This is a genomic window from Acinetobacter haemolyticus (assembly GCF_003323815.1).
Classification (GTDB): Bacteria; Pseudomonadota; Gammaproteobacteria; order Pseudomonadales; family Moraxellaceae; genus Acinetobacter; species Acinetobacter haemolyticus.
The window spans coordinates 2,409,978-2,432,763 of the sequence record NZ_CP030880.1; the positions used below are offsets into that span (position 1 = coordinate 2,409,978).

Consider the following 22,786-nt stretch of genomic DNA (forward strand, 5'->3'; position numbering starts at 1 on the left):
CATCAAAGTGAGGAGATCCAAATCAACGAGGATCTTGAGCCTGACCATATTGATCAGCCATCACCTCAACGAAATGCTCAAGTTTAATGTATTTTTTAATGACACGATCAACATCATCTTTACTTAGCTTGGCAAATTCTTGGTCACGCACAGCTCGATCCAATAGCGTTTTATTACGTTCTAATTGCGAAGTCAACATACCGTGAATACGGCGTTCATCTTCTAGTGCAGTCACTCGCTTTTTCATGATATCAGCTTTAGCTGCTTCCACTTCTTGCGCTGTTACACCTTTGCTGAGTAAATCATTCAGTACCTTGTGAACTGACTGAGAGACTTGGCCAGAACGACCTGCCGTATAGTTGGCGGTGATACTTAAAGTACCATCATCGATATCAGGATCTAGGTCTAAACCACTCCCAAATCCATAGACCAATGCATTTTTCTCTCGTAATTCTTGCGCTAAACGCGAAGAAAGTTGCGAGTTACCTAAAATATGACTAAGCACAATTAAAGCAGGTGCATCTGGATGATAAGAACCAACCGGAATCGCTAAAATACTTTGGTAGCTTCCAAATTCACGCTGTTCAGATAGCGCATGAATTTTCTGTGCTTTATATTCCGTATATTGTCCAGTAACTTTACGGAAAGGTTGTTTTGCTTTCCAAGACCCAAAGGTTTTCTGCAAAGTCTTTTTCATTTTCTTTGGATCAAAATCACCTGTGATCGCAATTTGAGCGTAGTTCGTTTCAAAGAACTGATCGTAAAACTGCTTAACTTGTGCTTGTGTCGCTTCATTCAACTGCTTCTTCGCAAGTTCAGGCTCAAAGTGGTAACGTAAATCTCCCGGCTGATAGATTTCTAACACACGAGATAAAGTCATCGATGCCACGACTGCGGGTTCAGTATACGGACGATCCAATGCCGATAAACTTTGATTCTTAGCTAGATCAAACTCTGTTTGGGCAAACTTTGGCTGCTTTAACACATCCACGATAAAACTGAAGAAATCTTCAAATTTATCTTTTTTCGCCTGTATAACGATGGTTAAACCGTTGCCATTTGAACTCACGGAAGCCCCACCACTCGCAGCAATCGCCTTATCCGTAATTTCCTGCAAAGTATGTTTTTCAGAACCACGTAACATCAAATAACTCGCTAAATCTAAGGTTGTTGCCTTTCCAAATAGCGCCTTTTCATCACCAAAATCTAAACTAATCGTGGCATAGGTTTTATCATCACGTGTTGACGTTGGATAAAGTGCGTAACGAATGCCATTTTTCAACTGACCACGTTGAATCTTCTGTTCGTTTTTCTGCAATTGCTGTGCTGACTGTTCAACAAACTGTGCCACTTCTTGCTGATAAACTTTCACGTCCTTAAGCGGTTCAGCCACTTCATTCGTCTGATCTAAAGTTTTGGGCTGCTTTTCCTCGCTCAACGTCATTGCCTTTTTCTGATCTTCTGGCGTAGGTCGGATATCACCAGAAACACGATGTTCAGGCACTAAAAACTGTTTGAGAGTCGTATTTAATTCATCAACTTTGAGTGCTTGAATCGCTTGTAAATCTTTAAAATAACGATCCCACTGGCCATGCGAAGTTACTGCATAATCGCTTAAACGCGAACCTAAAGCGACCGCATCATTGGCAATGGTATCGGCTGCATTCTGGGTGATATTTTTGAGACGCTGTAGTTCGACTTCACTAAAAGCTTGTTTTTTCTCAACACCCGTTGTTAAGGCTTCACTCACTTGCTTCTCGTCATGATTCGGCGCATAAATTGCCCCCATAAACACAAGATTGAAATCCTGATCCAGCCATGTTGTTGATTGAACAGCAGTACTTATCCCTGTTTCAACCATACTTTTATATAGACTACCGCTTGGCTGTAAAGTAAATAATCCTGGTGCAAGCGCTAAAGCAGGTGCGATATCGCTATTTTTTCCATTCATGTAAATATGAAACTTGGCGAGGTCACTTCCCTTTTCTACACTGAACTGACGTTGTTTGATCTTGGTACTATCTAATACTGGAACTTGCACTGGTGCAGGCACTGGTCTCGCTGGAATTGGGCTAAAATGCTGGTCAATTTTTTTCAGCACTTCGGCCTTATCAAATTTTCCAGAAATCACCATGATTGCATTATTCGGTGCATACCACGTTCTGTAAAACTGATTCAACTCACTCATATTGATTGATTTCAACTCAGCAAGATCACCAATTGGCAAACGCCCAAGATACTGATTGCCGTAAGCTGCTTTCAACATTTGATCCATCAACACCGCAAAAGGTTGATCCATACGGATCTCACGTTCACGCTTTACAATCTCAATTTCGGCTGGAACAAATTTTTCCTGTAGAACCAACTTATCCATACGCTCAGCTTCGAGGTATAGAATTTCATTCAGCGCATTTTTCTCAGGACGGACAATATTAATATACTTGGTTGAATAATAATCAGTGCTGGCATTGGTCATTAGCGTGTATTGATCCAAACGGCGCTGAAACTCATCGCCTTTAACATTGACCGTACCTTTAAATGCCAAATGCTCTAATAAGTGTGCAAGACCGCCCTTGCCCTTAGGATCGTTCAATGAACCCGTCAAATAAACTGTGTTTACATAGACTTTATTTTCTTTTTCATTTGGTGCCAGAATAACTCTAAAACCGTTATCTAATTTATATTCTTCAATATTTCTTTCACTTTTTACGAGTACCACTTGAGACCAAGACGTCGCACTCAACCCGATCAAACAAAGAGAGAGAGTAAGCTGCTTAAACCGCGTTAACATAATTTATCCAAGTATTTTTTGGTGATTTAAATAAAAAAACTATAGTAGAGAACGATTCGCATTTTTAATAGTTATGTTTTGAAAAAAGCTGTTTAATTAAACAGCTTTTTTCTTTATTTGTTTTAAGATTACGTAAATTTTAGAGATTAAGCTCAGCTTGCATATAGAGTTTTGCATAGCCCGAAATCTCAATTCGATCTTCAGATTGAATAACGCAATCTAAAATACCGCCTCGTTTCGAAGCTTGAAAGGCAACCAATTGCTTTTGATTCAGTTTATCTGCCCAAAGTGGAACAATAGCTGTATGGATTGAACCTGTCACCGGATCCTCATCTATGCCAATCGCAGGCGCGAAATAACGTGACACACAATCAAACTGTCCTTCACCTCTTGCTGTAATTGCCACATCTGGTTGAGAGGCAGTAATCGCTGTACGCACTTTGCCAAGCTGCTTTAGCTTTTCCAGATTGGGTTGCTCATCCAATACATCTTGCACAGTTTCGTACTCAACAATATACGCCTGAGCATTTAGGTACACAGCCTTAAACGGTTTCGTTAAGCCATCACGCAACACTTGTGGGTAGTCAGTGATCAACTCGGCTCTACGAATCGGGAAATTCATTTTAATTTTACCGTCTTCATCTTGATTAACGATAAAAATTCCTAAATCTTTCACATGAAATTGAATCGTCTTTACAGTAGTGAAATCTTTAAACAAAACAAAAGCACTGGCTAAAGTCGCATGTCCACAGAAAGCAACCTCATCTGTTGGCGAAAACCAACGAATTTCATAATTCGCATCATCTTGTCTTTTGACAAAAGCAGTTTCAGACAAATTGTTTTCTAAAGCAATATTTTGCATCAGCGCTTCATCTAACCACTCATTCACAACGATTACAGCCGCTGGATTACCTTTAAAAAGTTCTTTGGTAAAAGCATCAACTTGGTACATTTTCATAAATTTAGACTCTCAAGCTTTTTCAATTATTTTGAACAAATGGTTGATGAATTATAGATACAGATTTTTCTAAATTTACAATACACATCTAAACTTTTAGCGATAAACAACTTTATTTGCAAACAGCATCGTTTTTTTAAGTTATGAATTAGAAACCCAAAGTCTTAACACGACTCAACGAGTTTCTAACTTACAAATTTTGGGTGTTGTTTGGGTGTTGAAGTTTTACTTCTTTTCAGTGACCCATAACATGATTGTACCTTGTACAACTATAGTTCCGTCTTCACGATAAGCTTCAATCGTAACATTCAGATCACCAGCTTTCCATTCATCTTCAACACGCGCAATCAGTTTAATATCTGAATTAGATTTAGCGACATAGTTGACCTGCATCCCTTTTGGCAACCATCTGAGATGGGCTGGAATAGATGCTTCTGTTAATACTCCCATCACAAACTCTAAACCATTACAGATTGCAATCACATGAACCGTTCCAATATGATTTTCGACAGTTCTATTTTTAGACATTATTGCTTCGCAATAATTACGCTCTAATTTCTGAATAATGGGATCAACTGTCTGAAAATATGGTGCTTTGCGACTTACAACTTTAGAAAGTAGTCTTAATCCGCCCGGAACAGGTTTTAACCATTCATAAGCAGCTAGCACATAGTTTTCTTGACGAGTAACTTTCTTTTTTACTTGATTGAGAACCGATGTAATTATATTAGTCATGTGAGTATGATATTAGGTGAATGAGCAAATAACATAACATTGCTCAGGAGTGCCCGACATTGTCTAAGTCAAATAAACGTAGACTCAATAAAGACAACCTATAAAAATAAAAAGGATGGTGCACCATCCTCTTGTTCACTAGATATTTACTCTTCCATATGCTCAATAATGGCTCGACCAAACTCTGAGCAGCGTAATAAGGTTGCATTTGGCATTAGACGCTCAAAATCATAAGTTACGGTTTTTGCCGCAATTGCTCCTGAAACACCTTTGATAATTAAATCAGCGGCTTCGGTCCAGCCCATATCTCGTAACATCATTTCAGCAGAAAGAATAATCGAACCCGGATTGACTTTATCTTGTCCAGCATACTTTGGCGCAGTTCCATGTGTTGCTTCATAAACTGCAATCGCGCCACCAATATTTGCACCGGGCGCTATACCTATCCCGCCAACTTCTGCCGCCAGAGCATCAGAAATATAGTCACCATTCAGGTTTAATGTGGCAATGACTGAATAATCCGCTGGACGCATCAGGATTTGTTGTAAGAATGCATCAGCAATCACGTCTTTAATAATAATGTCTTTTCCCGTTTTAGGGTTTTTAATTTTAACCCAAGGACCACCATCCAACAGCTCACCGCCAAAACGCTCGATTGCAAGCTCATAGCCCCACTCTTTAAACGCACCTTCGGTATACTTCATGATGTTGCCTTTATGCACCAAAGTCACAGAAGGCTTATCATTATCGATCGCAAACTGAATTGCTTTTCGAACCAAACGTTGCGTTCCCTCTTTTGAGACAGGTTTGATACCAATACCACAACCCTCAGGGAACCGAATTTTGGTCACACCCATTTCTTCTTTGAGAAACTTAATCACTTTTTTCGCTTCAGGAGAATCGGCTTTCCATTCAATCCCAGCATAAATATCTTCCGAATTTTCACGGAAAATCACCATATCTGTTAATTCAGGATGCTGTACTGGTGAAGGAACGCCCTCGAACCAACGTACAGGTCGCACACATACATACAAATCAAGTTCTTGACGCAAGGCAACATTTAAAGAGCGAATGCCACCACCAACAGGTGTCGTTAAAGGACCTTTGATCGAAACAATGAATTCACGTAGTGCATCAAATGTCTCTTCTGGCATATAATTACCGTAAATCTTATCGGCCTTTTCACCACAATAGACTTCCATCCATTCAATCGAACGTTTGCCACCGTATGCTTTTAGAACAGCAGCATCTACAACTGCTTTCATTGCTGGTGTAATATCTACACCAATACCGTCGCCTTCGATGAAAGGAATGATTGGATGATTTGGAACATTCAGTGACAGGTCTGCATTTACGGTAATTTTATCGCCATCTGCAGGAACCACGATCTTCTGATAACCCATTGTATAGGCTCTCCCTCATGTAACTTGCGAGTAAATGTATACCTTCTTATGGCATACTTTATTTTTTATACTGTGAATTAGTTTAATCCAATCCAATATGTTTTTTGATTTATATGAGAAATAACCGCATTTCCCGATAAAATAAAAGCATATATTCACCAAATACCCCATAATCCAAAAGTAGTATTTCTCTATGAAAATAGTTGTCTTCAACAAACCTTATGATGTCTTGTCACAGTTTCGGGAAGATGAAGCACATCTAACGGTTTCAAGTTTTATCAAAGATCCTGAGTTGCGAATTGCAGGTCGTTTAGATTTAGACTCTGAAGGTTTGATGTTTCTGACCGATCATGGAGGTTTAAATCAGTTCATCACTCATCCAAGCAATAAAAAATATAAAACTTATTTAGCCCAAGTTGATGGCGATGTTACCGAAGAAGCTTTGGAGCAACTTCGTAATGGTGTCGAACTTGCGGATGGTATGACCTTACCTGCTAAAGCGATGAAAGTTGATGAACCAGAATGGTTATGGGATCGTGATCCTCCTGTTCGCTATCGCGCAAGCATTCCGACGAGCTGGATAGAACTGCAAATTTGTGAAGGTCGTAATCGTCAAGTTCGCCGTATGACTGCCGCTGTTGGGTTCCCTACCTTACGTCTTATCCGTACTCAAATTGGTTCAATCAATTTGATCCGTCTAGGTTTACAACCGGGCGAACAAACTGAAATCGAGCCGTTGCTTTTCCCTGATTTTAAAGACCTGCCTGAGGACAAGCCTTACCGTTCTCGCTCTTATGTGAAGAAACCCGGCGGGACTGGCGGTAAGCCTATGCATCAAAAGAAAAAAGAAGGTGACAAGAAAGACCCGAATAAGAAAAAATCAGGTACCAAGCGTATTTGGCAAATGGATGAAAGTGAAAAGCCACGTCGTAAGACCAATGGTACAACTCGACCAAATACTAAAGCACCGCGTGGACGTAGTCGCAATAGTCGTTAATCTCTAATTAAGTTAAAGCCCATGAATGTGGGCTTTTTTTATGAGAATCATCTGATTCCTTATACACAAAAAAGCCGATGTTTTCACATCGGCTTTTTACATCACTGATAAATTTATCAGTAAAGTATTAAAACTTAAATTGTTTCAAGCGTAGCATTAAGTGTTGCACTTGGACGCATTACAGCACTTACTTTCGCTGGATCAACTGCATAGTAACCACCGATATCAGCAGCTTTACCCTGCACTTCACTTAATTCAGCAAGAATTTTTTGTTCATTTTCAGCGAGTGCTTTTGCTAGAGGAGCAAACTTCGCTTTTAACTCAGCATCTTCATCTTGAGCAGCTAATGCTTCTGACCAATACAACGCTAAATAGAAATGACTACCACGGTTATCAAGTTCACCTGTACGACGTGATGGAGATTTGTCGTTATCCAACAATTTTCCTGTCGCTTGATCAAGTGTCTTGGCAAGCAATTTCGCACGGTTATTGTCTTCTTTGATACCAAGCTCTTCTAAAGACACAGCCAATGCAAGGAACTCACCAAGGGAATCCCAACGTAAGTGGTTTTCTTCAACTAACTGCTGAACATGTTTCGGTGCTGAACCACCCGCACCTGTTTCATACATGCCACCACCCGCCATTAACGGCACGATAGACAACATTTTCGCAGAAGTACCCAATTCCATGATTGGGAATAAATCAGTTAAGTAATCACGAAGAATATTACCCGTCACAGAAATCGTATCCAAACCACGCGCTACACGCTCAAGCGTATAACGCATTGCACGTACTTGCGACATGATTTGAATATCTAAACCTTCAGTGTCATGATCTTTCAAGTATTTTTCAACTTTCTTGATCAGTTCATTTTCATGTGGGCGGTATGGGTCAAGCCAGAAAATCGCAGGCATACCAGAGTTACGTGCACGTGTTACTGCAAGTTTCACCCAATCACGAATTGGTGCGTCTTTCACCTGACACATGCGCCAGATATCACCTTCCTCAACATTTTGAGACATCAACACTTCACCTGTTTCAAGATCTGTGATGTTGGCAACACCCGCTTCTGCAATTTCAAACGTTTTATCGTGTGAACCGTATTCTTCTGCCTTTTGCGCCATCAAACCGACGTTTGGCACAGTACCCATCGTACGTGGATCAAAGTTACCGTTCCACTTACAGAAATTGATCATTTCTTGGTAGATACGTGCGAACGTTGACTCAGGCATTACTGCTTTACAATCGTATGGTTTACCATCAGCACCCCACATTTTACCACCACCACGAATCATTGCAGGCATTGAAGCATCTACAATCACATCATTTGGTGAATGGAAATTGGTAATACCTTTTGCAGAATCAACCATTGCAAGTGCAGGACGGTGCTCTTGGCAAGCATGTAAGTCTTCGATGATTTCTTCACGCAAAGAAGTCGGTAATGTCTCAATCTTTTCATAAAGACCAGCCATACCGTTATTCACGTTAATACCTAACTCATCGAATAATTTGCCGTGCTTTTCAAAGGCATCTTTGTAGTAAATTTTCACACAGTGACCAAATACGATTGGGTGTGACACCTTCATCATGGTCGCTTTTACGTGTAAAGAGAACAAAATGCCCGCTTCACGACAATCTTCAAGTTCTTTTTCATAAAAGTCGCAAAGCGCCTTTTTGCTCATGAACATTGAATCAATGATTTCACCATCTTGTAACGCAACTTTTGGCTTAAGCACGATGGTTTCACCACTTTTGGTGATGAGTTCCATTTTTACATTACGTGCACGGTCAAGTGTCATCGACTTTTCACCGTGGTAGAAGTCGCCTTCATCCATATGAGAAACGTGAGTTTGTGACCATTGCTTCCACTCGCTCATTGAGTGCGGGTGTTTTTTCGCATAGTTTTTAACAGCCGCAGGTGCACGACGATCAGAGTTACCTTCGCGTAAAACTGGATTTACCGCTGAACCAAGACATTTACCATAACGCGCCTTGATTTCCTTTTCTTCCTCAGTTGTTGGATTTTCAGGATAATCAGGAATTGCATAGCCCTTAGACTGCAGCTCTTTTATGCATGAGGTTAACTGCGCTACAGAAGCACTGATATTTGGAAGTTTGATAATATTTGTATCAGGATCCTGAGTACGACGACCAAGTTCTGCAAGATTATTCGTTACCTTCTGTTCGTCATTTAGGTAATCCGAAAACTCTGCAAGTACCCGTGCAGCAACAGAGATATCACTTTTAACGATCTCGATGCCTGCAGGCTTAGTAAAAGTCTCAATGATTGGCAGTAGCGAATAGGTCGCCAACAGTGGCGCCTCATCAGTCAGTGTGTAAATGATTGTTGACTTCCCACTAGCCATATATAGCCCCTTGTGTTGGATTGAGTTTTGAGGGTCGAACTTGTGGCCCAACCCCTAAGAACCGATGTGCTTAAATAAAACCCTGAGAGTATCAGCCCTGATCGCATCTCAGTCAACGCAATATCCAGTGATAACGACATTTCGCTACGAAATAGTAGTAGCAAGTTGGAGTTTTATCTCCTGCAAATCGGTTAGCTTAAGTAAAACATGAGAGTATCAGTACTGATCACTTCTCAGTCAATGTAATATATCGAGATAACGACATTTCAATACGAAATACTACAAAACGAATATTATTTGTTCGGGTTCAAGACTTAGATCGATGAGAGTTTCAGCTCAACATTTTTTTAGAACGACTTCCGATCATAAGTGATCGAAATCAATCTGAATATTCGACTCTAGTTTTATTTACACTTTTTAAACTTAATTTTTGACCAAATGATTAAAATTAGTTTTTTTATTTCAGGATAGATCAAATGATGAAAGTTTTCGTCCCATTAGTCGCTATGACTCTTTCTTCTTTTAGCTTTGCTCAAAATCCACTAAGTGTACATGTGCTCAACTTAGAAAATGGCCTCCCTTCTGCCGGAGTTAAGGTTATTCTGGAAAAACAAGAAAATAATCAATGGAAAACTCTAAACAACAATATAACTAATCAGCAAGGACGTATTACGGATTTATATCCAAAAGACACACCACTTCAAAAAGGGATTTATAAAGTTACGTTCAAAACAGGAGAATGGTTTGAACAGCACAAACAGATTTCATTTTTCCCAGAAGTACCAGTCATTTTCGCTATAGATGGAAAACTTGAACATTACCATATTCCACTTTTGATTAGCCCTTATGGTTATTCAACTTATCGTGGTAATTAATCTCATCCTAATCCATACATACATTTGCGAAAATTGAATGATAGAAAAGCAGCCTTCAAATTAGACGATGTATCTAACCTGAAGGCTGCAGCACTCTTACCGAGATTTTTTATAAAACAATAGAATTACAAACACGCCATCAGAAGTCGTGTCTACGATCCTTTGATCAAGATGCTAACCAAGTATCAAGTTTGGCTTGGTCTTCAACATTTAAATCAACTGTAGTCAATGGATTTTCCCCACCATTCAACTCAAATGTTAATAGCTCATCTCGGCGGAAAGCATAAACCGTATATGTACCTTGCTGTTTTGCATATTTCGCCAGAAGCTTTTCCGAAGCCTTAACACCATCAATCGCAATAATGACATCATTTGCTGATAAACCAGCTTGAGCTGCCACACCTTCACGACGTACTTGTTGCACAACAACACCTTCAGTTTTATCGAGCAATTTCAAACCAAAAGGCAAGGCTTTTTCGTTTTTAAGCACGTAACTTAAACCAAACTCAGGTAATAATTGGTCTAATGGCAGTTCGTCAGTGGTATTGATCAAGTGATTAATCTGCTCAATCCAATCATCGCCTGTCAGCGCTTTGCACAAATCAAAGATTGTACGCTCATTGACTTGAATACCCTGCTGAGTATTTTCGTACAAACGGCGCATTAACGCATCCAAGCTAGAACCACGTAAACGAAGCCCCAAGTCTAAACACAGCGCAACTAGACTACCTTTATTGTAGTAACTGGTACCCGCATTATTAGAATTTTCATCTTGGCGGTAAAATTTAATCCAAGCATCAAAACTTGACTCAGAAACCGTTTGAATGAAACGTCCTGGATTTTGCAAATAACGATCAATTTGCCCTTTCAATAAATCTAAATACGATTTCTGAGAAATCACACCACTACGTAATAAAATCAAATCATCATAATAGGAAGTGAAACCTTCAAAGATCCACAATAGGCTGGTGTAACCTTCTTTGTGTAAATCATAATTGGCAAAATTATCTGGTCGAATAAACTTCACTAACCATGAGTGAAAATATTCATGGCTGCATAAACCTAAGAAACGTTGATAGTCCTTTGAAGGTTCTTCAGCTTCGTCAAGCTTAGGCAAATCATCCCGTGGTGTAATCAAACTGGTGCTATTGCAATGTTCCAAACCACCATAGCTATTGCCTGTTGCTATCGTCATAAAGGTATAGTTTTGAAATGGCGCAGAACCAAACATCTCTATTTCAGTTCGACAGATTTTTTCAATATCTGCTTGCATACGCTCTAAATTGGTATTGTGTTTTCCAGAAATCACAAACTCATGTGGAATGCCATGACTTTCAAAACTAAAACGACTTTGTTCTGCTAGCTCAAAAGGACTGTCAATCAATTGATCATAATTATCCGCTTTTAAGGTAAAACGTCCTTTGACTAAACTTTTAGAAGTTAAGCCCGCAGCAATCTGAAAATGCTTCAACTCATCTGGCAAGAACAGCTCAACTTCACATGGGGCTTGCTCCTGATCCTGAAGTCCTAGACAAACACAGGCTGGATTGACATAGAGTCGTGTTTGATCAACATAAGCACCACGTACAGATAAATCATAAGCATAGACATCATATTCAACCGTAATCAACTCATGGTCGGTATTGAATAAACGCCAACGATTCTTCTCTGTTTTTTTAATACTGAGCAAACGCCCTGCTTCATCAGATGCTTTCACTGATTCAATATGCTTAGAGAACTCTCGAATTAAATAACTGCCCGGAATCCACGTCGGTAGCCAAAGCTCTTGATTTGGATTTGCAAGAAAACGAAGCGTGACATGAATAAGATGTTGGCGATAATCGTCAAATTCAATTTGATAGTGCAGCATAGTTCAAACTAAAAATAAAAAAATTTCCGACAGCTTAGCATTTTTTTACAAACTCATGCGTAGATGTCTTAAATGTCAGCAAAAGTTGCTAGATTCTTCTACGAAAAAGTCATAGCATGCTTTTTTCGCATTCCATGCCCATGGATTGGCTGCACAAGGTGTTCTCGTGAAATTTTTCCTATCGCTCTTTACCTTATTAAGTTTATTTTGTGCAAATCTTGCACATGCGACTTTACTTGATATCTCCCCTGAAACTGTCGAAGCTCAAGCATGGTCTATTGTCGATGCACAATCAGGACAAATCATCGCCGAGCATAATAGCCATGTGCAACGTGCTCCAGCATCTTTAACAAAAATGATGGTGGCATATGTGGCATTGAAGGAAATTGAAGCTGGAAAATTACGTAAAGAGGATGTGCTCACAGCAACGCCTGTAGTAAATACAGTAATGTGGGACGAATCACAAATGTATTTAAAAGAAGGTGAACAGATTTCTGTTGATCAACTTTTAGCAGGTTTAATTGTTATGTCTGCCAATGATGCCGCGCTAACACTTGCCGAAAAAATTTCGGGTAATGTGCCTCAGTTCATCATACGTATGAACCAAGAAGCTCAAGCCTTAGGCATGAAAGATACTCATTTTAGCAATCCTGCGGGTATCACGATGCCAAATCATTACTCAACAGCAGCAGATTTGGGCTTATTAGCACAAGCGATTGTAACCAAAACACCTGAATATCTTTATTATTCAAAAATGCCAAGTTTTAGTTACAACCAACGTTTCCATCGCGCAACGAATCTTGCTCTAAAAATGGACCCAACAGCAGATGGTCTAAAAACAGGTTTTACCAAAGCTGCTGGTTATAACTTGGCTCTAACAGCAGAACGCCCAACCTTAAATCTACATATCGATAAACGCCGCTTAATCGTCATCGTACTTGGCACACCAAATGCCATCAAACGTGCAGAGGTCGCGAACAAGTTAATGAACTTGGCTTATGCTTATACCCGTGACGAAGAAGTGATTCCAAAACATCAACTGATCGCGGAGTTGCCAGTCATTCGTTCAACCCTCAAAATCTTCAAAGTTGAGACACAGCAACCGACAATTGTGACGACTTCACTATATGACCAAGCCACACCAATCGATTTAAATCAGTTTGATCCACTGACCCAACGTCTTCAAGTTGTGGATGAAAATGGTGTAAAAATCATTGAGCCACTCCAAAACACGCATACGCGGGTTAATATTGAACTCAATGAGCAACGCTTAACGGCACCGCTCACACAAGCAATGAATTTAGCGACTGTATCTATTTATCAAAATAATCAATTACTTCGTAGTCTACAGATTGAAAATGAAGTACAGATTGAAGAAGCAAATATTTTCCAGAAAATTATGTTGTGGTTTTCTAACTTATTTTCGTTCTTCTCAACAAATGATACAAAAGCTGCCAAACTTTATCCTTTAAATCAAGGGTAAAAAACCAACTATTTTTCTCAAGATTAACCATACAAGATTGAAAAAAGGATGGCATAATCCAACCATCCTTTCACAAAAACAATTAGGTTAATCATGAGCAAAACCTTACATCATATCGTGATTGTGGGTGGTGGCGCAGGTGGTTTAGAACTTGCGACACAACTAGGCGAACGTTTTGGTAAACATAAAAAAGCCAAAATCACCTTAGTCGATCAGAACCTCACCCACATTTGGAAACCTCTCCTACACGAAATTGCCGCAGGCTCACTTAACCCCCACGAAGAACAAACCAATTATTTCGCCCACGCAGAAAAGCATCATTTTGAGTTCGTCCTCGGTACCCTGATTGCTGTCAATAAAGATCAAAAACAAATTACACTTTCTCCCCCACAGCTTTCTAAAGAACACACCCCTGCTATTCAAAGTTTAAGCTATGACACATTGGTGATCGCAGTTGGCTCTGTATCAAATGACTTTGGTACAGAAGGTGTACGCGAACATTGTCATTTCCTAGACAGTCGTCAACAAGCTGATATTTTCCAACAAGATTTATTTCATCTTTATATTGAGGCACAAAATCAATCAACTGAACGTGCTTTAAATATCGGGATTGTTGGTGCTGGTGCAACTGGTGTCGAGCTCGCTGCAGAGTTGATTGAAACCACCAAGAATTTTTATCGCTACGGGTTAAAGAAAATCAATCCGAAACAAGTCAAAATTACTCTCATCGAAGCTTCTGATCGCATCTTACCAGCACTCAATGAGAAAACAGCAGCACATAGTGCCAAGCAATTGCAAAAAATGGGAATTGAAATTCTAACCCAGCACAAAGTGCAAAAAGTTGATGATTCCAATGTCTATTTTAGTAACGGCAATGTCATCCATTCTGATATTACAGTTTGGGCAGCAGGCGTTAAAGCACCTAAGATATTAGAAGCTTTAAATGATTTTAAACGTGATAAAATCAATCGTTTAATGGTATATGCGACCTTACAAACTTATTCGGATCCGAATGTTTTTGCATTTGGAGATTGCGCCCATTGCCAACTGGATGCACGTCAACCACCTCTCGGACCTCGTGCACAAGTTGCCAGCCAGCAAGCGAGTTTTTTAGTTGATGCGATGGCAGCACGTTTAAACCACTCACCACAACCGATGTTTGTCTTTAATGATAAAGGCTCATTGGTTTCATTAAGCCGAAATCAGGCTGTAGGTGAGTTATTGGGTGACGTGAGTGTGCAAGGTTTTATTGCCAAAACGATGTATGTATCTTTGTATCGACTGCATCAAGCCAACATTCATGGTTATACACAGGCAGGAATGTTAACCATGAAAGATTTGCTTACCCGTCGTGTTCGCCCAAAAATTAAACTGTACTGAGTTGAAAACATAAATTTCGTTCCCATTTATAACGAAATCGTTTCAAAAAGTGGAAAATAGTCAACAAAATCGACTTTTCACTTTATGATGTACACCTGAACTCTTTGAATGGATTAACAACATGACTGCTATTGCAAATAACCACGTGGTTTCATTCCACTACACTTTAACAAACGCTGAGGGTGAAACACTTGATAAATCTCAAGGTGAACCACTTGCATATTTGCACGGCGCAGGGAACATCATTCCTGGTTTAGAAAACGCACTTACAGGTAAAACTGTAGGTGAGAAATTCACTGTAAATGTTCCTGCAGCAGAAGGTTACGGTGAATACAACCCTGAACTTGTTCAAGAAGTTCCAGCTCAAATGTTCCAAGGTGTAGACAACATTCAACCTGGTATGCAATTCCAAGCGCAAACTGATGATGGTGTACAAATCGTAACTGTTAAAGCAATCGAAGGCGACAACGTTGTTGTTGATGCAAACTTCCCACTTGCTGGTCAAGATCTTACTTTTGAAGTAGAAATCGTTGAAATTCGTGATGCTTCTCAAGAAGAGTTAGATCACGGTCACGTACACGGTGCAGGTGGTCACCACCACTAATTCTTTTTAGAATTAGCACAACTAAAAAGCAAAGCTTCGGCTTTGCTTTTTCTTCACATTCACTTTTATAAAATAAGAAAGATACCTTACTTCGAATAAATTGAGTGGTTCTTACTTTATGCAAAGCGATTATCAACTGATTTGGTTTCGCCAAGATCTCAGAATCCATGACCATGCCGCCCTTTGGCATGCAACACAAACAGGACCTACAGTTGCGCTAGTGATCTTGTCACCTGAACAATGGCAACTACATGATGATGCACCCATCAAAATCGACTTCTATCTTCGTCAACTACAACAATTACAAATTGCATTGCAATCTCTCAATATTCCTTTAATTGTTCAGCATTTACCACTTTGGAAAGATATAACACAGCTCTTTGCAGATTTAATGCAAAATATCCCAATTCAGCAGGTATATGCCAATATTGAACTAGGGGTTAATGAACTAAAACGAGATAACGAGGTACAAAAATTATTAAACCAACAAAACAAAGAACTGGTACTTTTTCATGACCGTACACTTTTTCCAGTAGCATCGATTCGTAATCAGAGCCATCAGCCCTATCAAGTTTTTAGTGCTTTTAAAAAAGTCTGTTATCAACGTCTGCAACAAAGCTTACCCCAATGCTATCCAGTACCTGACGTGCAGCAGCCGATCAACATCGATCCGTACCCCTCACTTGAAGATTTCAAAGAGCTACAACTTAAATATACTCAGCAAATTAATCATCTAACACAACAATGGCCAGTAGGCGAATCCTATGCATTAACATTACTCGATCAATTTATCCATGACAGATTGGACGATTATAAAAATGCCCGCGACTTCCCTGCACAAGCAGGCACCAGCCAACTATCTGCTTATTTAAATATTGGCACTCTCTCTATCCGTCAATGTCTACAGGCATTATTCCGTAAACAGCACGGCGATTTTGTGATTGAATCCGAAGGTCAGCAAACATGGCTGGATGAACTACTCTGGCGAGAATTTTATCAGCATATTTTGTTCGACTACCCACGTGTTTCAAAGCACTTGCCATTTCAGCTTTCAACCAAAAAAATCAACTGGTGTGATGATCCAGTTGCGCTGCAACAATGGCAACAGGGTCATACCGGTATTCCAATCGTCGATGCAGGTATGCGACAACTCCTTGCAACAGGTTGGATGCACAATCGAGTACGTATGATTTGCGCCATGTTTCTGAGTAAAAATCTTTTGATTGATTGGCGAAAAGGGGAACAATGGTTTATGCAGCACCTTATAGATGGTGATCTAGCTGCAAACAATGGTGGCTGGCAATGGTGTGCTTCAACAGGTACCGATGCTGCACCGTATTTCCGTATATTTAATCCAATTAGCCAATCACAAAAATTTGATCCAAATGGCGACTATTTACGACAATGGATTCCCGAACTTGCTCATTTAGATGCTAAATCCATCCATGAGCCTTACGCTTACAAAATGAATTCTAGTCTTAACTATCCAATACCAATCGTTGATTTAAAAAGTAGCCGAGCACGGGCTATCGCCGCTTTTAAAGAATAGATTTGGATTATTTATCAACCGACTCAGTAACATATAGACAACACTACATGTTACTGACTATAAATTACTTCACAAAGTCAACAACATAAAACTATCGCAATCACTATAAAATAGTGCTACTTTTATCACAAAAGACAATATTAAAACTAAAATTACTATGCAAAAAAATCCTGCTCCCGCACTCGTCTTATGGATCATTTCGGCTCATATCTTCATGGGTGTAGTGGCTTATGAATGGCTGCCAGCAACTTATCGAGGCAGTTGGATTTTCTTGCTATTGTTGGTCATCGCAGGTGCATACTTAAATATTGGTATGGCATTAATACTTGGTTTGGTGGCATTTGTCGGTATTGCGTTCTATTTCTTTCTTGATCTCGCCAATCAAACTTATATCGAGCGTCAACTGCTCCTATTATTTGTAGCGCCGCTCGCGCCAGTTTTTCTTAGTGCGATCCGTCACAATATTAAAAATGCCTTGGCCTCTTATCGAGCTATTCAAAGTTATGACAGAAATTATCAACATGATATTTTACCGCTTACTGCACTCAAGCACTTTCAGGACCAGCTAAAAAAACTATTACAGTTGACTCATAAAAATCATTATGAAGTGATCAGTATTCAAATTACGAACACCGTGCTCATTCGAGAAATGCTTGGTGAAGATATTTGGAAAGAAACTCAAAATAAGATTATGACGATCTTATCCACTGAGGGTGATAGTATTATCTATCATTTCATCAATGAAGAGTTGAGTGAAATAAAAAGTATCGTAATTCATGAAAATCAAATGGATGAGCAACACCCTACCCCACATTTCTTACAACAACTACAAGAGCTGAGTGTTTTAAAACTTAAAGTCGAACAACATACAGAATACCTGTCACAAGTAGACCGAGAGGTGCACTGATGTCAGTACTTCTTAATATTTGTGGTCTGCTGGTTGCAACCGAACATTACCCAGACATGACTTTACAACAACTTTATCAGCAGTATTATCACTGCTCAATTCAACCTGCAAAATCAGAGTCAAGTCCACACATTCAATCTTCTGAAATGGTTTCAGAGATCTTTTCTCAGCCTGCAACATGGTGGCCTGTTTTTACAGCAGATCAACTCCAATCGAATAGTTTTAAAGAGCTTATTGATAAAGGTGTAAAACCAGGCGTTATTTTACCAGATGAGTATTTTAGTTTTTTAACCTACTATCGGATAAAAAAAGCAGTCAATGACGGCGCAATTCCGATCGCGCTCTTTCACATGGAACATTCGAAGTACTTTTCTGCCAAAGCCACTTTTTCTACCGCAATTGGTCTGAGACCATTAGCGACATTGATTGAAACAGGCTGGGATGAAAACCTCATCTCACAACCTGCGGGTAGCTATATCATTCAATCGGATAATAAACAAAATCTGCCCATACCTGCACGTAAGATTCAACATCATCAGCACTTCTTTTATCAAGCCAATCATAACTATGCTCAAAACTCTGGCTATCAAATTTTAATTAATCCTCCAGCACACTTGCCTGTGAACACCATAGAATATCCCCAATTGGGAATATCATGGCGTTTTGGTCGTGTTGATTACACCAGTACCCCTGACGGAGTTGAAACCAATCTATTTGGTTATTTCTTAATTGCAATCAGTACTGTCGTGATTCCATTTGACTATCTTTTTTCAACCCATTTTCCTAGTTTATTAAGTAGTTTTGGTAGTTCAGTTTCTTGGATTTCGCTGTTGCTTGGTGGGTCATTACTTTTGATTTTAATCATCTCTATCATTCGTAGGAGAAGACTCAATGCCCGCGATTGATATTCTATTTTTGTTTGGTTTTCTTGGTATTTGGATTCCACAAGCTTTTTGGGCGTGGTTAAGTTATCAGGCATGGAAATACTCGAAAAATGCAGCCAAAGAGTTAGAAAATTTGCCTGTGCCCGCTGAGTGGCCAATGCTCAGTGTCTTGATCCCAGCCTATAACGAAGGTGTAGTGATTGAAGATACGCTCCATGCCATTGCGCAACAAGACTACCCTGCACATGCCTATGAAGTGTTATTAATCAATGACGGCTCTAAAGACAATACTCTTGAGATCGCTGAACGCATGGCGGAGATTTATCCGTGCATTAAAATTGTGAATGTCCCGAAAGGTATGGGAGGTAAAGGTAAATCTCGGACCTTAAACAATGGTCTACCTCATGCCAAAGGTGAGTTAATTATTGTCTATGATGCCGATAGTACGCCCGAACCAGACTGCGTTCGACTATTGGCTCAAACCTTATTGGCAGATAAAAAACTGGTTGCCGTCAATGGCAAAGTCCGCACCCGAAATTGGCGCGATAGTATTTTGACTCGCTTTATTGCCATCGAGTTTATTTTCTTTCAATGGATCTTCCAAGGAGGCCGATGGCAACGTTTTGAATTATCGACCTTGATGGGAACCAACTATGTCATATGGCGGGATGCACTAGAAACATTGGGAGGATTTGATGAAAAATCATTGGTTGATGACACTGAAATGAGCTTCAGAATCTTTCTAGGGCAAAAGCGAATCAAATGGGTACCTTATGCCGTAGGTTGGCAACAAGACCCGCCATCACTGAGTGTTTTTGTCAAACAACGATCACGTTGGACTCAAGGTAATTTCTATGTGACCAGTAAATATCTACCGATTGCATTAAGAAAACCTTTTCCAATTGGTATCGAAATTTTCAACAACATAATGTGTTATGTCCTATTCGTACCTGCGCTGATTTGGAGTCATATCACTCTAACACTTGGCTTACTTGGCATAGCGGGGATCACCTTACCCGGACCATTTACAGTGTTATGGGCATTATCATTTTGTTTATATGTCGCACAAATGTGGTTCACCCTATCGCTTGAAAGAGTTAAACCCCAACTTTATTTCTTTTCAGTTTTATCTTACATCACATATTCACAGATCTTTTTATTCATCGTATTTAAAGCAGCCTACGACATGTTGAAAAATAAGATACAAGGGAATTCACTACAGTGGTACAAAACTGAACGTAGCAAAGAGAGAAAATAAATGAAAAAAAATCGACTCAACCATCCTGTTTTCAAAATTCTGTTAGCAAGTGCGACTCTCTCTTTGCCCGTATTTGCTCTAGCAGATTCTTGGAATACATGGAAATTTGATAATATTAATACGTCAAACAAATACACGATCGAGCCACACTACTTCTATGTAGGTAAGGGTTCTGAGTGGCAAAGTATTCGTTTTAGCAGCGATTATTCGACTGAACATTTCACTACTTTACTGGTGAAATATGATGATAAGTTGATTTATAACACTGTGTTAAACGGTGATGGTAAACTGGAATTTAATATTCCCGCTGCTGATAGTGGTTTTCATCGCTTAGACTTTATTTTACAGCAATATTCACCCCGAACCTCGCCAGCTGCTGATCGTACAACCTTCTGTAGCGAAGATATTGATCAAGTCACGTATTTAAGTAACTCAAAAATTGACTATGCACGACATCGACCAGTCTATCGTTTAAAAGATCTGCCCGATGCCTTATTTAATCCACAAATTGTCAGACCTACACCATTCGTAGGCGTACTCAAATTCAACCCTGCCAATGTCAATGAAGCATCGATGCTCGGTCGTCTCATGAACGCATGGGGATCTGTTACCCCTGTGCAATGGTATGAACAAAATCCACCAACTGGCCAAGCCGCCGATTTCTTAATTGAAATTTCAAAATCGCCTACACCGCTATCTCAAGGTACTTTAGTTCAGATTAGTTCTGAAAATAATGTGCCAACTTTGCAAATTAAATATGATCATCCTCAAAAACTAGTCTCAGCAATTAACGGATTACTCAATCCAAATTACTTAGAGCAACTCAATACTTCTGCCACGTTTCTACCCGATAAACTTGCAGCACCAACATGGGCAAAAATCAAACAGATTAAAACATTGGCGGATTTAGGCATCAGTGATTTTCGACTCAACCAAGCTGAAAAAAACCTGTTCCTCAACTTCCCTGCTGTTTGGCAACCTACAGATATTTTGCAAGGACAAATTGCGTTACGCGTCCAGAGTGGCTTATTAGAAGGCTCTAATATCACCACTTGGATTGATGGTGGATTGGCAGGTAGTTTGAAAACTGCAGAATTAGATTCTGACCCTGTAAATCGTCAATTTAACTATTTCGCAAAAACCATTTCAAATAGCACATCATTTCACTTAAAACTCGAAAATTCTGTGATCGTAAACTCACAATGTTTACCTACAGCAAAAGGCTCTTTATGGATTGATACTGAGAAATCCACGGTCAAATTACCACATAAACTCAAAAACGGTGTGGCATCACTATCGATGGCATTTGCCACACATCCAACCATTGCAATCGATGGTGAGCCGGGTAGCTTAGAAATTGCGCTAATTTTGAGTCAAACAGCAAAACGAATGCTACTGACCAATGATCCAGTGCCATTGAATTTCGTCAAATTTGATCCTGCAAAGCCCGAATTAATTAATGTTCAAGTCAATCCTAATATTTATCGCCAGCAAGTCTCTATGCATCGAGATACTGTTTATGCACCTGCTGCGGCTAAGGGTTTTTTAGTGCGTTTTCATGAACAACGTTTTGATGTTTTGACGGACTCCATTGATGGCGCTCAAAACTTCACGAAGTTTTGGGAGAAAATTCAACAAAATATTCCCAATAACGCCAGTAAAATCTTGGTGACACAGAACGGTCAAGTCTTTACTTTACAAAAAATTATTGTCGGTAATCAAAAAGCACCTCTGGTTCAACAGTCATCTTTCTTTATCTTGGTGCTTATCATTTCTGCTATTATGATTCTGGCAATCTTGCTTTGGTACTGGCGAAAAAAACCGAATGCTAAAAATAAGGCAGAATAATTTCAAACTCATTATTATTTTCTTTTTTTCAACCATAATTTTTTTGGGCGGCTGCATACATTTTTCTCAATCTGAAATGCAGCCTGCTCATATTGAAGGAATTTTTTGGCAACCAGATTTAGCTACCACCCCACCCAAAGGCAACTGGAACCTACTCGGGGTTTCTACATTTGTTCCACAATGGTCAATTGTTCAATCCAAATCTTGGTTTGATCATGATACTGGCTTTGTAAAGTGGGATAAAAATATAAATCTTCAACAGCTAAACCAAAATGCGTGGGCATCGGAGATTATTTTAGGTTTAGCAGGCGAATATGATGAAAAGCTGGCGCGCTCTCAAGTCATGTTGCTTGCTCAAAACTCTAAACAACTGATTGCACATACTCAATCGATCCCACTCAAAGGATATTATTTTCCAGTTGAGGCCGATCCAACTTGGTTAGGTGTAGGAATATTAGGTCAAGCTTTAACGCAACTTCCAAAACCTTTATGGGTGAGCATTTATAGCGCAGATGAAATGCCAACACATTACGATGTATGGTTAAAAAGTTGGTTGCCTGAGCAGACCAATGTTTTTTTTCAAGATGGCGTTGGTGTAGGCACTCGTTCACCTGAACAAGCAAGGATCATCTTAGATGAGCTGCAACATGAATTTGGTAAAGATAAAATTACTATTGTTTTAGAAGCATTTCGAGCAACCAAAAGTGGACACTTTCGAGCTGCATATCCTTGGGAAATTATCCAACAATTGAAAGCCTACGAGGGACAAAAAGTTTATATCTTTGATGGCCCCCACTATATGAGCCGTATCAATGTCTATATGATTGCCTTATGGTATAAGCTTAAATATCGCTCATAAAACAAGGCTGTTTCTTCAC

At 39.5% G+C, this 22,786-nt stretch carries 17 protein-coding genes; 11 read left to right on the forward strand and 6 right to left on the reverse strand.

What is annotated here, in order from left to right; genetic code table 11:
• Positions 1-22 precede the first annotated feature (22 nt).
• The 4 genes from DS737_RS11050 to icd all read right to left on the reverse strand — a co-directional run bounded on the left by DS737_RS11050 (position 23) and on the right by icd (position 5,887).
• Complete coding sequence (locus DS737_RS11050; RefSeq protein WP_113997533.1) at positions 23-2,791, reverse strand: M16 family metallopeptidase; 2,769 nt, start codon at positions 2,789-2,791, stop codon at positions 23-25.
• Positions 2,792-2,930: 139 nt separating this feature from the next.
• Entirely contained in the window at positions 2,931-3,749 is an 819-nt protein-coding gene (locus tag DS737_RS11055) for a PhzF family phenazine biosynthesis protein (RefSeq protein ID WP_113997534.1), read from the reverse strand.
• 225 nt (positions 3,750-3,974) lie between these two features.
• Entirely contained in the window at positions 3,975-4,484 is a 510-nt protein-coding gene (locus DS737_RS11060) for a hotdog fold domain-containing protein (RefSeq protein WP_004638356.1), read from the reverse strand.
• Between the two features lie 146 nt (positions 4,485-4,630).
• Positions 4,631-5,887, reverse strand: coding sequence for an NADP-dependent isocitrate dehydrogenase (gene icd / locus DS737_RS11065; RefSeq protein ID WP_005081826.1), 1,257 nt, complete (start codon positions 5,885-5,887; stop codon positions 4,631-4,633).
• Between the two features lie 193 nt (positions 5,888-6,080).
• Between icd and DS737_RS11070 the strand changes: the two genes are divergently transcribed.
• Positions 6,081-6,884 carry an rRNA large subunit pseudouridine synthase E gene (locus tag DS737_RS11070; RefSeq protein ID WP_004638354.1) on the forward strand — a complete coding sequence of 268 codons (804 nt, stop codon included), beginning with the start codon at positions 6,081-6,083 and terminating at the stop codon, positions 6,882-6,884.
• 134 nt (positions 6,885-7,018) lie between these two features.
• Here DS737_RS11070 and DS737_RS11075 read toward each other — a convergent pair whose 3' ends face one another.
• Positions 7,019-9,250 carry an NADP-dependent isocitrate dehydrogenase gene (locus tag DS737_RS11075; RefSeq protein WP_017395744.1) on the reverse strand — a complete coding sequence of 744 codons (2,232 nt, stop codon included), beginning with the start codon at positions 9,248-9,250 and terminating at the stop codon, positions 7,019-7,021.
• Positions 9,251-9,726: 476 nt separating this feature from the next.
• Here DS737_RS11075 and uraH point away from each other — a divergent pair, with 476 nt between their 5' ends.
• On the forward strand, positions 9,727-10,125 hold the full coding sequence (gene uraH / locus DS737_RS11080) for a hydroxyisourate hydrolase (RefSeq protein ID WP_075315928.1): 399 nt from the start codon (positions 9,727-9,729) through the stop codon (positions 10,123-10,125).
• Between the two features lie 166 nt (positions 10,126-10,291).
• Here the strand turns inward: uraH and DS737_RS11085 are convergent, their stop codons facing one another.
• Positions 10,292-11,995 carry a M61 family metallopeptidase gene (locus DS737_RS11085; RefSeq protein WP_113997535.1) on the reverse strand — a complete coding sequence of 568 codons (1,704 nt, stop codon included), beginning with the start codon at positions 11,993-11,995 and terminating at the stop codon, positions 10,292-10,294.
• A gap of 166 nt (positions 11,996-12,161) precedes the next feature.
• Between DS737_RS11085 and DS737_RS11090 the strand changes: the two genes are divergently transcribed.
• The 9 genes from DS737_RS11090 (at position 12,162) to DS737_RS11130 (ending at position 22,767) form a co-directional block, all read left to right on the forward strand.
• The gene (locus DS737_RS11090; RefSeq protein ID WP_113997536.1) at positions 12,162-13,478 is read left to right on the forward strand and encodes a D-alanyl-D-alanine carboxypeptidase PBP6B; all 1,317 of its coding nucleotides are present in this window, start codon (positions 12,162-12,164) and stop codon (positions 13,476-13,478) included.
• 93 nt (positions 13,479-13,571) lie between these two features.
• Positions 13,572-14,858: an NAD(P)/FAD-dependent oxidoreductase gene (locus tag DS737_RS11095; protein WP_004638348.1), complete on the forward strand. Its 1,287-nt coding sequence runs from the start codon at positions 13,572-13,574 to the stop codon at positions 14,856-14,858.
• Positions 14,859-14,979: 121 nt separating this feature from the next.
• The gene (locus tag DS737_RS11100; RefSeq protein WP_004638347.1) at positions 14,980-15,462 is read left to right on the forward strand and encodes an FKBP-type peptidyl-prolyl cis-trans isomerase; all 483 of its coding nucleotides are present in this window, start codon (positions 14,980-14,982) and stop codon (positions 15,460-15,462) included.
• Between the two features lie 118 nt (positions 15,463-15,580).
• Positions 15,581-17,011 (forward strand): deoxyribodipyrimidine photo-lyase, encoded by a 1,431-nt coding sequence (phrB, locus tag DS737_RS11105; RefSeq protein ID WP_113997537.1) that lies wholly within the window; start codon positions 15,581-15,583, stop codon positions 17,009-17,011.
• A gap of 157 nt (positions 17,012-17,168) precedes the next feature.
• Positions 17,169-17,918, forward strand: coding sequence for a hypothetical protein (locus DS737_RS11110; RefSeq protein WP_113997538.1), 750 nt, complete (start codon positions 17,169-17,171; stop codon positions 17,916-17,918).
• A complete protein-coding gene (locus tag DS737_RS11115) occupies positions 17,918-18,823 on the forward strand; it encodes a hypothetical protein (protein WP_113997539.1) in 906 nt (301 codons plus the stop codon). Before DS737_RS11110 ends, DS737_RS11115 begins: the two co-directional genes overlap by 1 nt.
• A complete protein-coding gene (locus tag DS737_RS11120; RefSeq protein ID WP_004638342.1) occupies positions 18,810-20,060 on the forward strand; it encodes a glycosyltransferase family 2 protein in 1,251 nt (416 codons plus the stop codon). The genes DS737_RS11115 and DS737_RS11120 overlap by 14 nt, the downstream gene beginning before the upstream one ends.
• Positions 20,061-21,908 carry a hypothetical protein gene (locus tag DS737_RS11125; RefSeq protein ID WP_113997540.1) on the forward strand — a complete coding sequence of 616 codons (1,848 nt, stop codon included), beginning with the start codon at positions 20,061-20,063 and terminating at the stop codon, positions 21,906-21,908. It begins immediately after the preceding gene.
• Positions 21,886-22,767 carry an alpha-amylase family protein gene (locus DS737_RS11130; RefSeq protein ID WP_171287588.1) on the forward strand — a complete coding sequence of 294 codons (882 nt, stop codon included), beginning with the start codon at positions 21,886-21,888 and terminating at the stop codon, positions 22,765-22,767. Before DS737_RS11125 ends, DS737_RS11130 begins: the two co-directional genes overlap by 23 nt.
• Positions 22,768-22,786 lie beyond the last annotated feature (19 nt).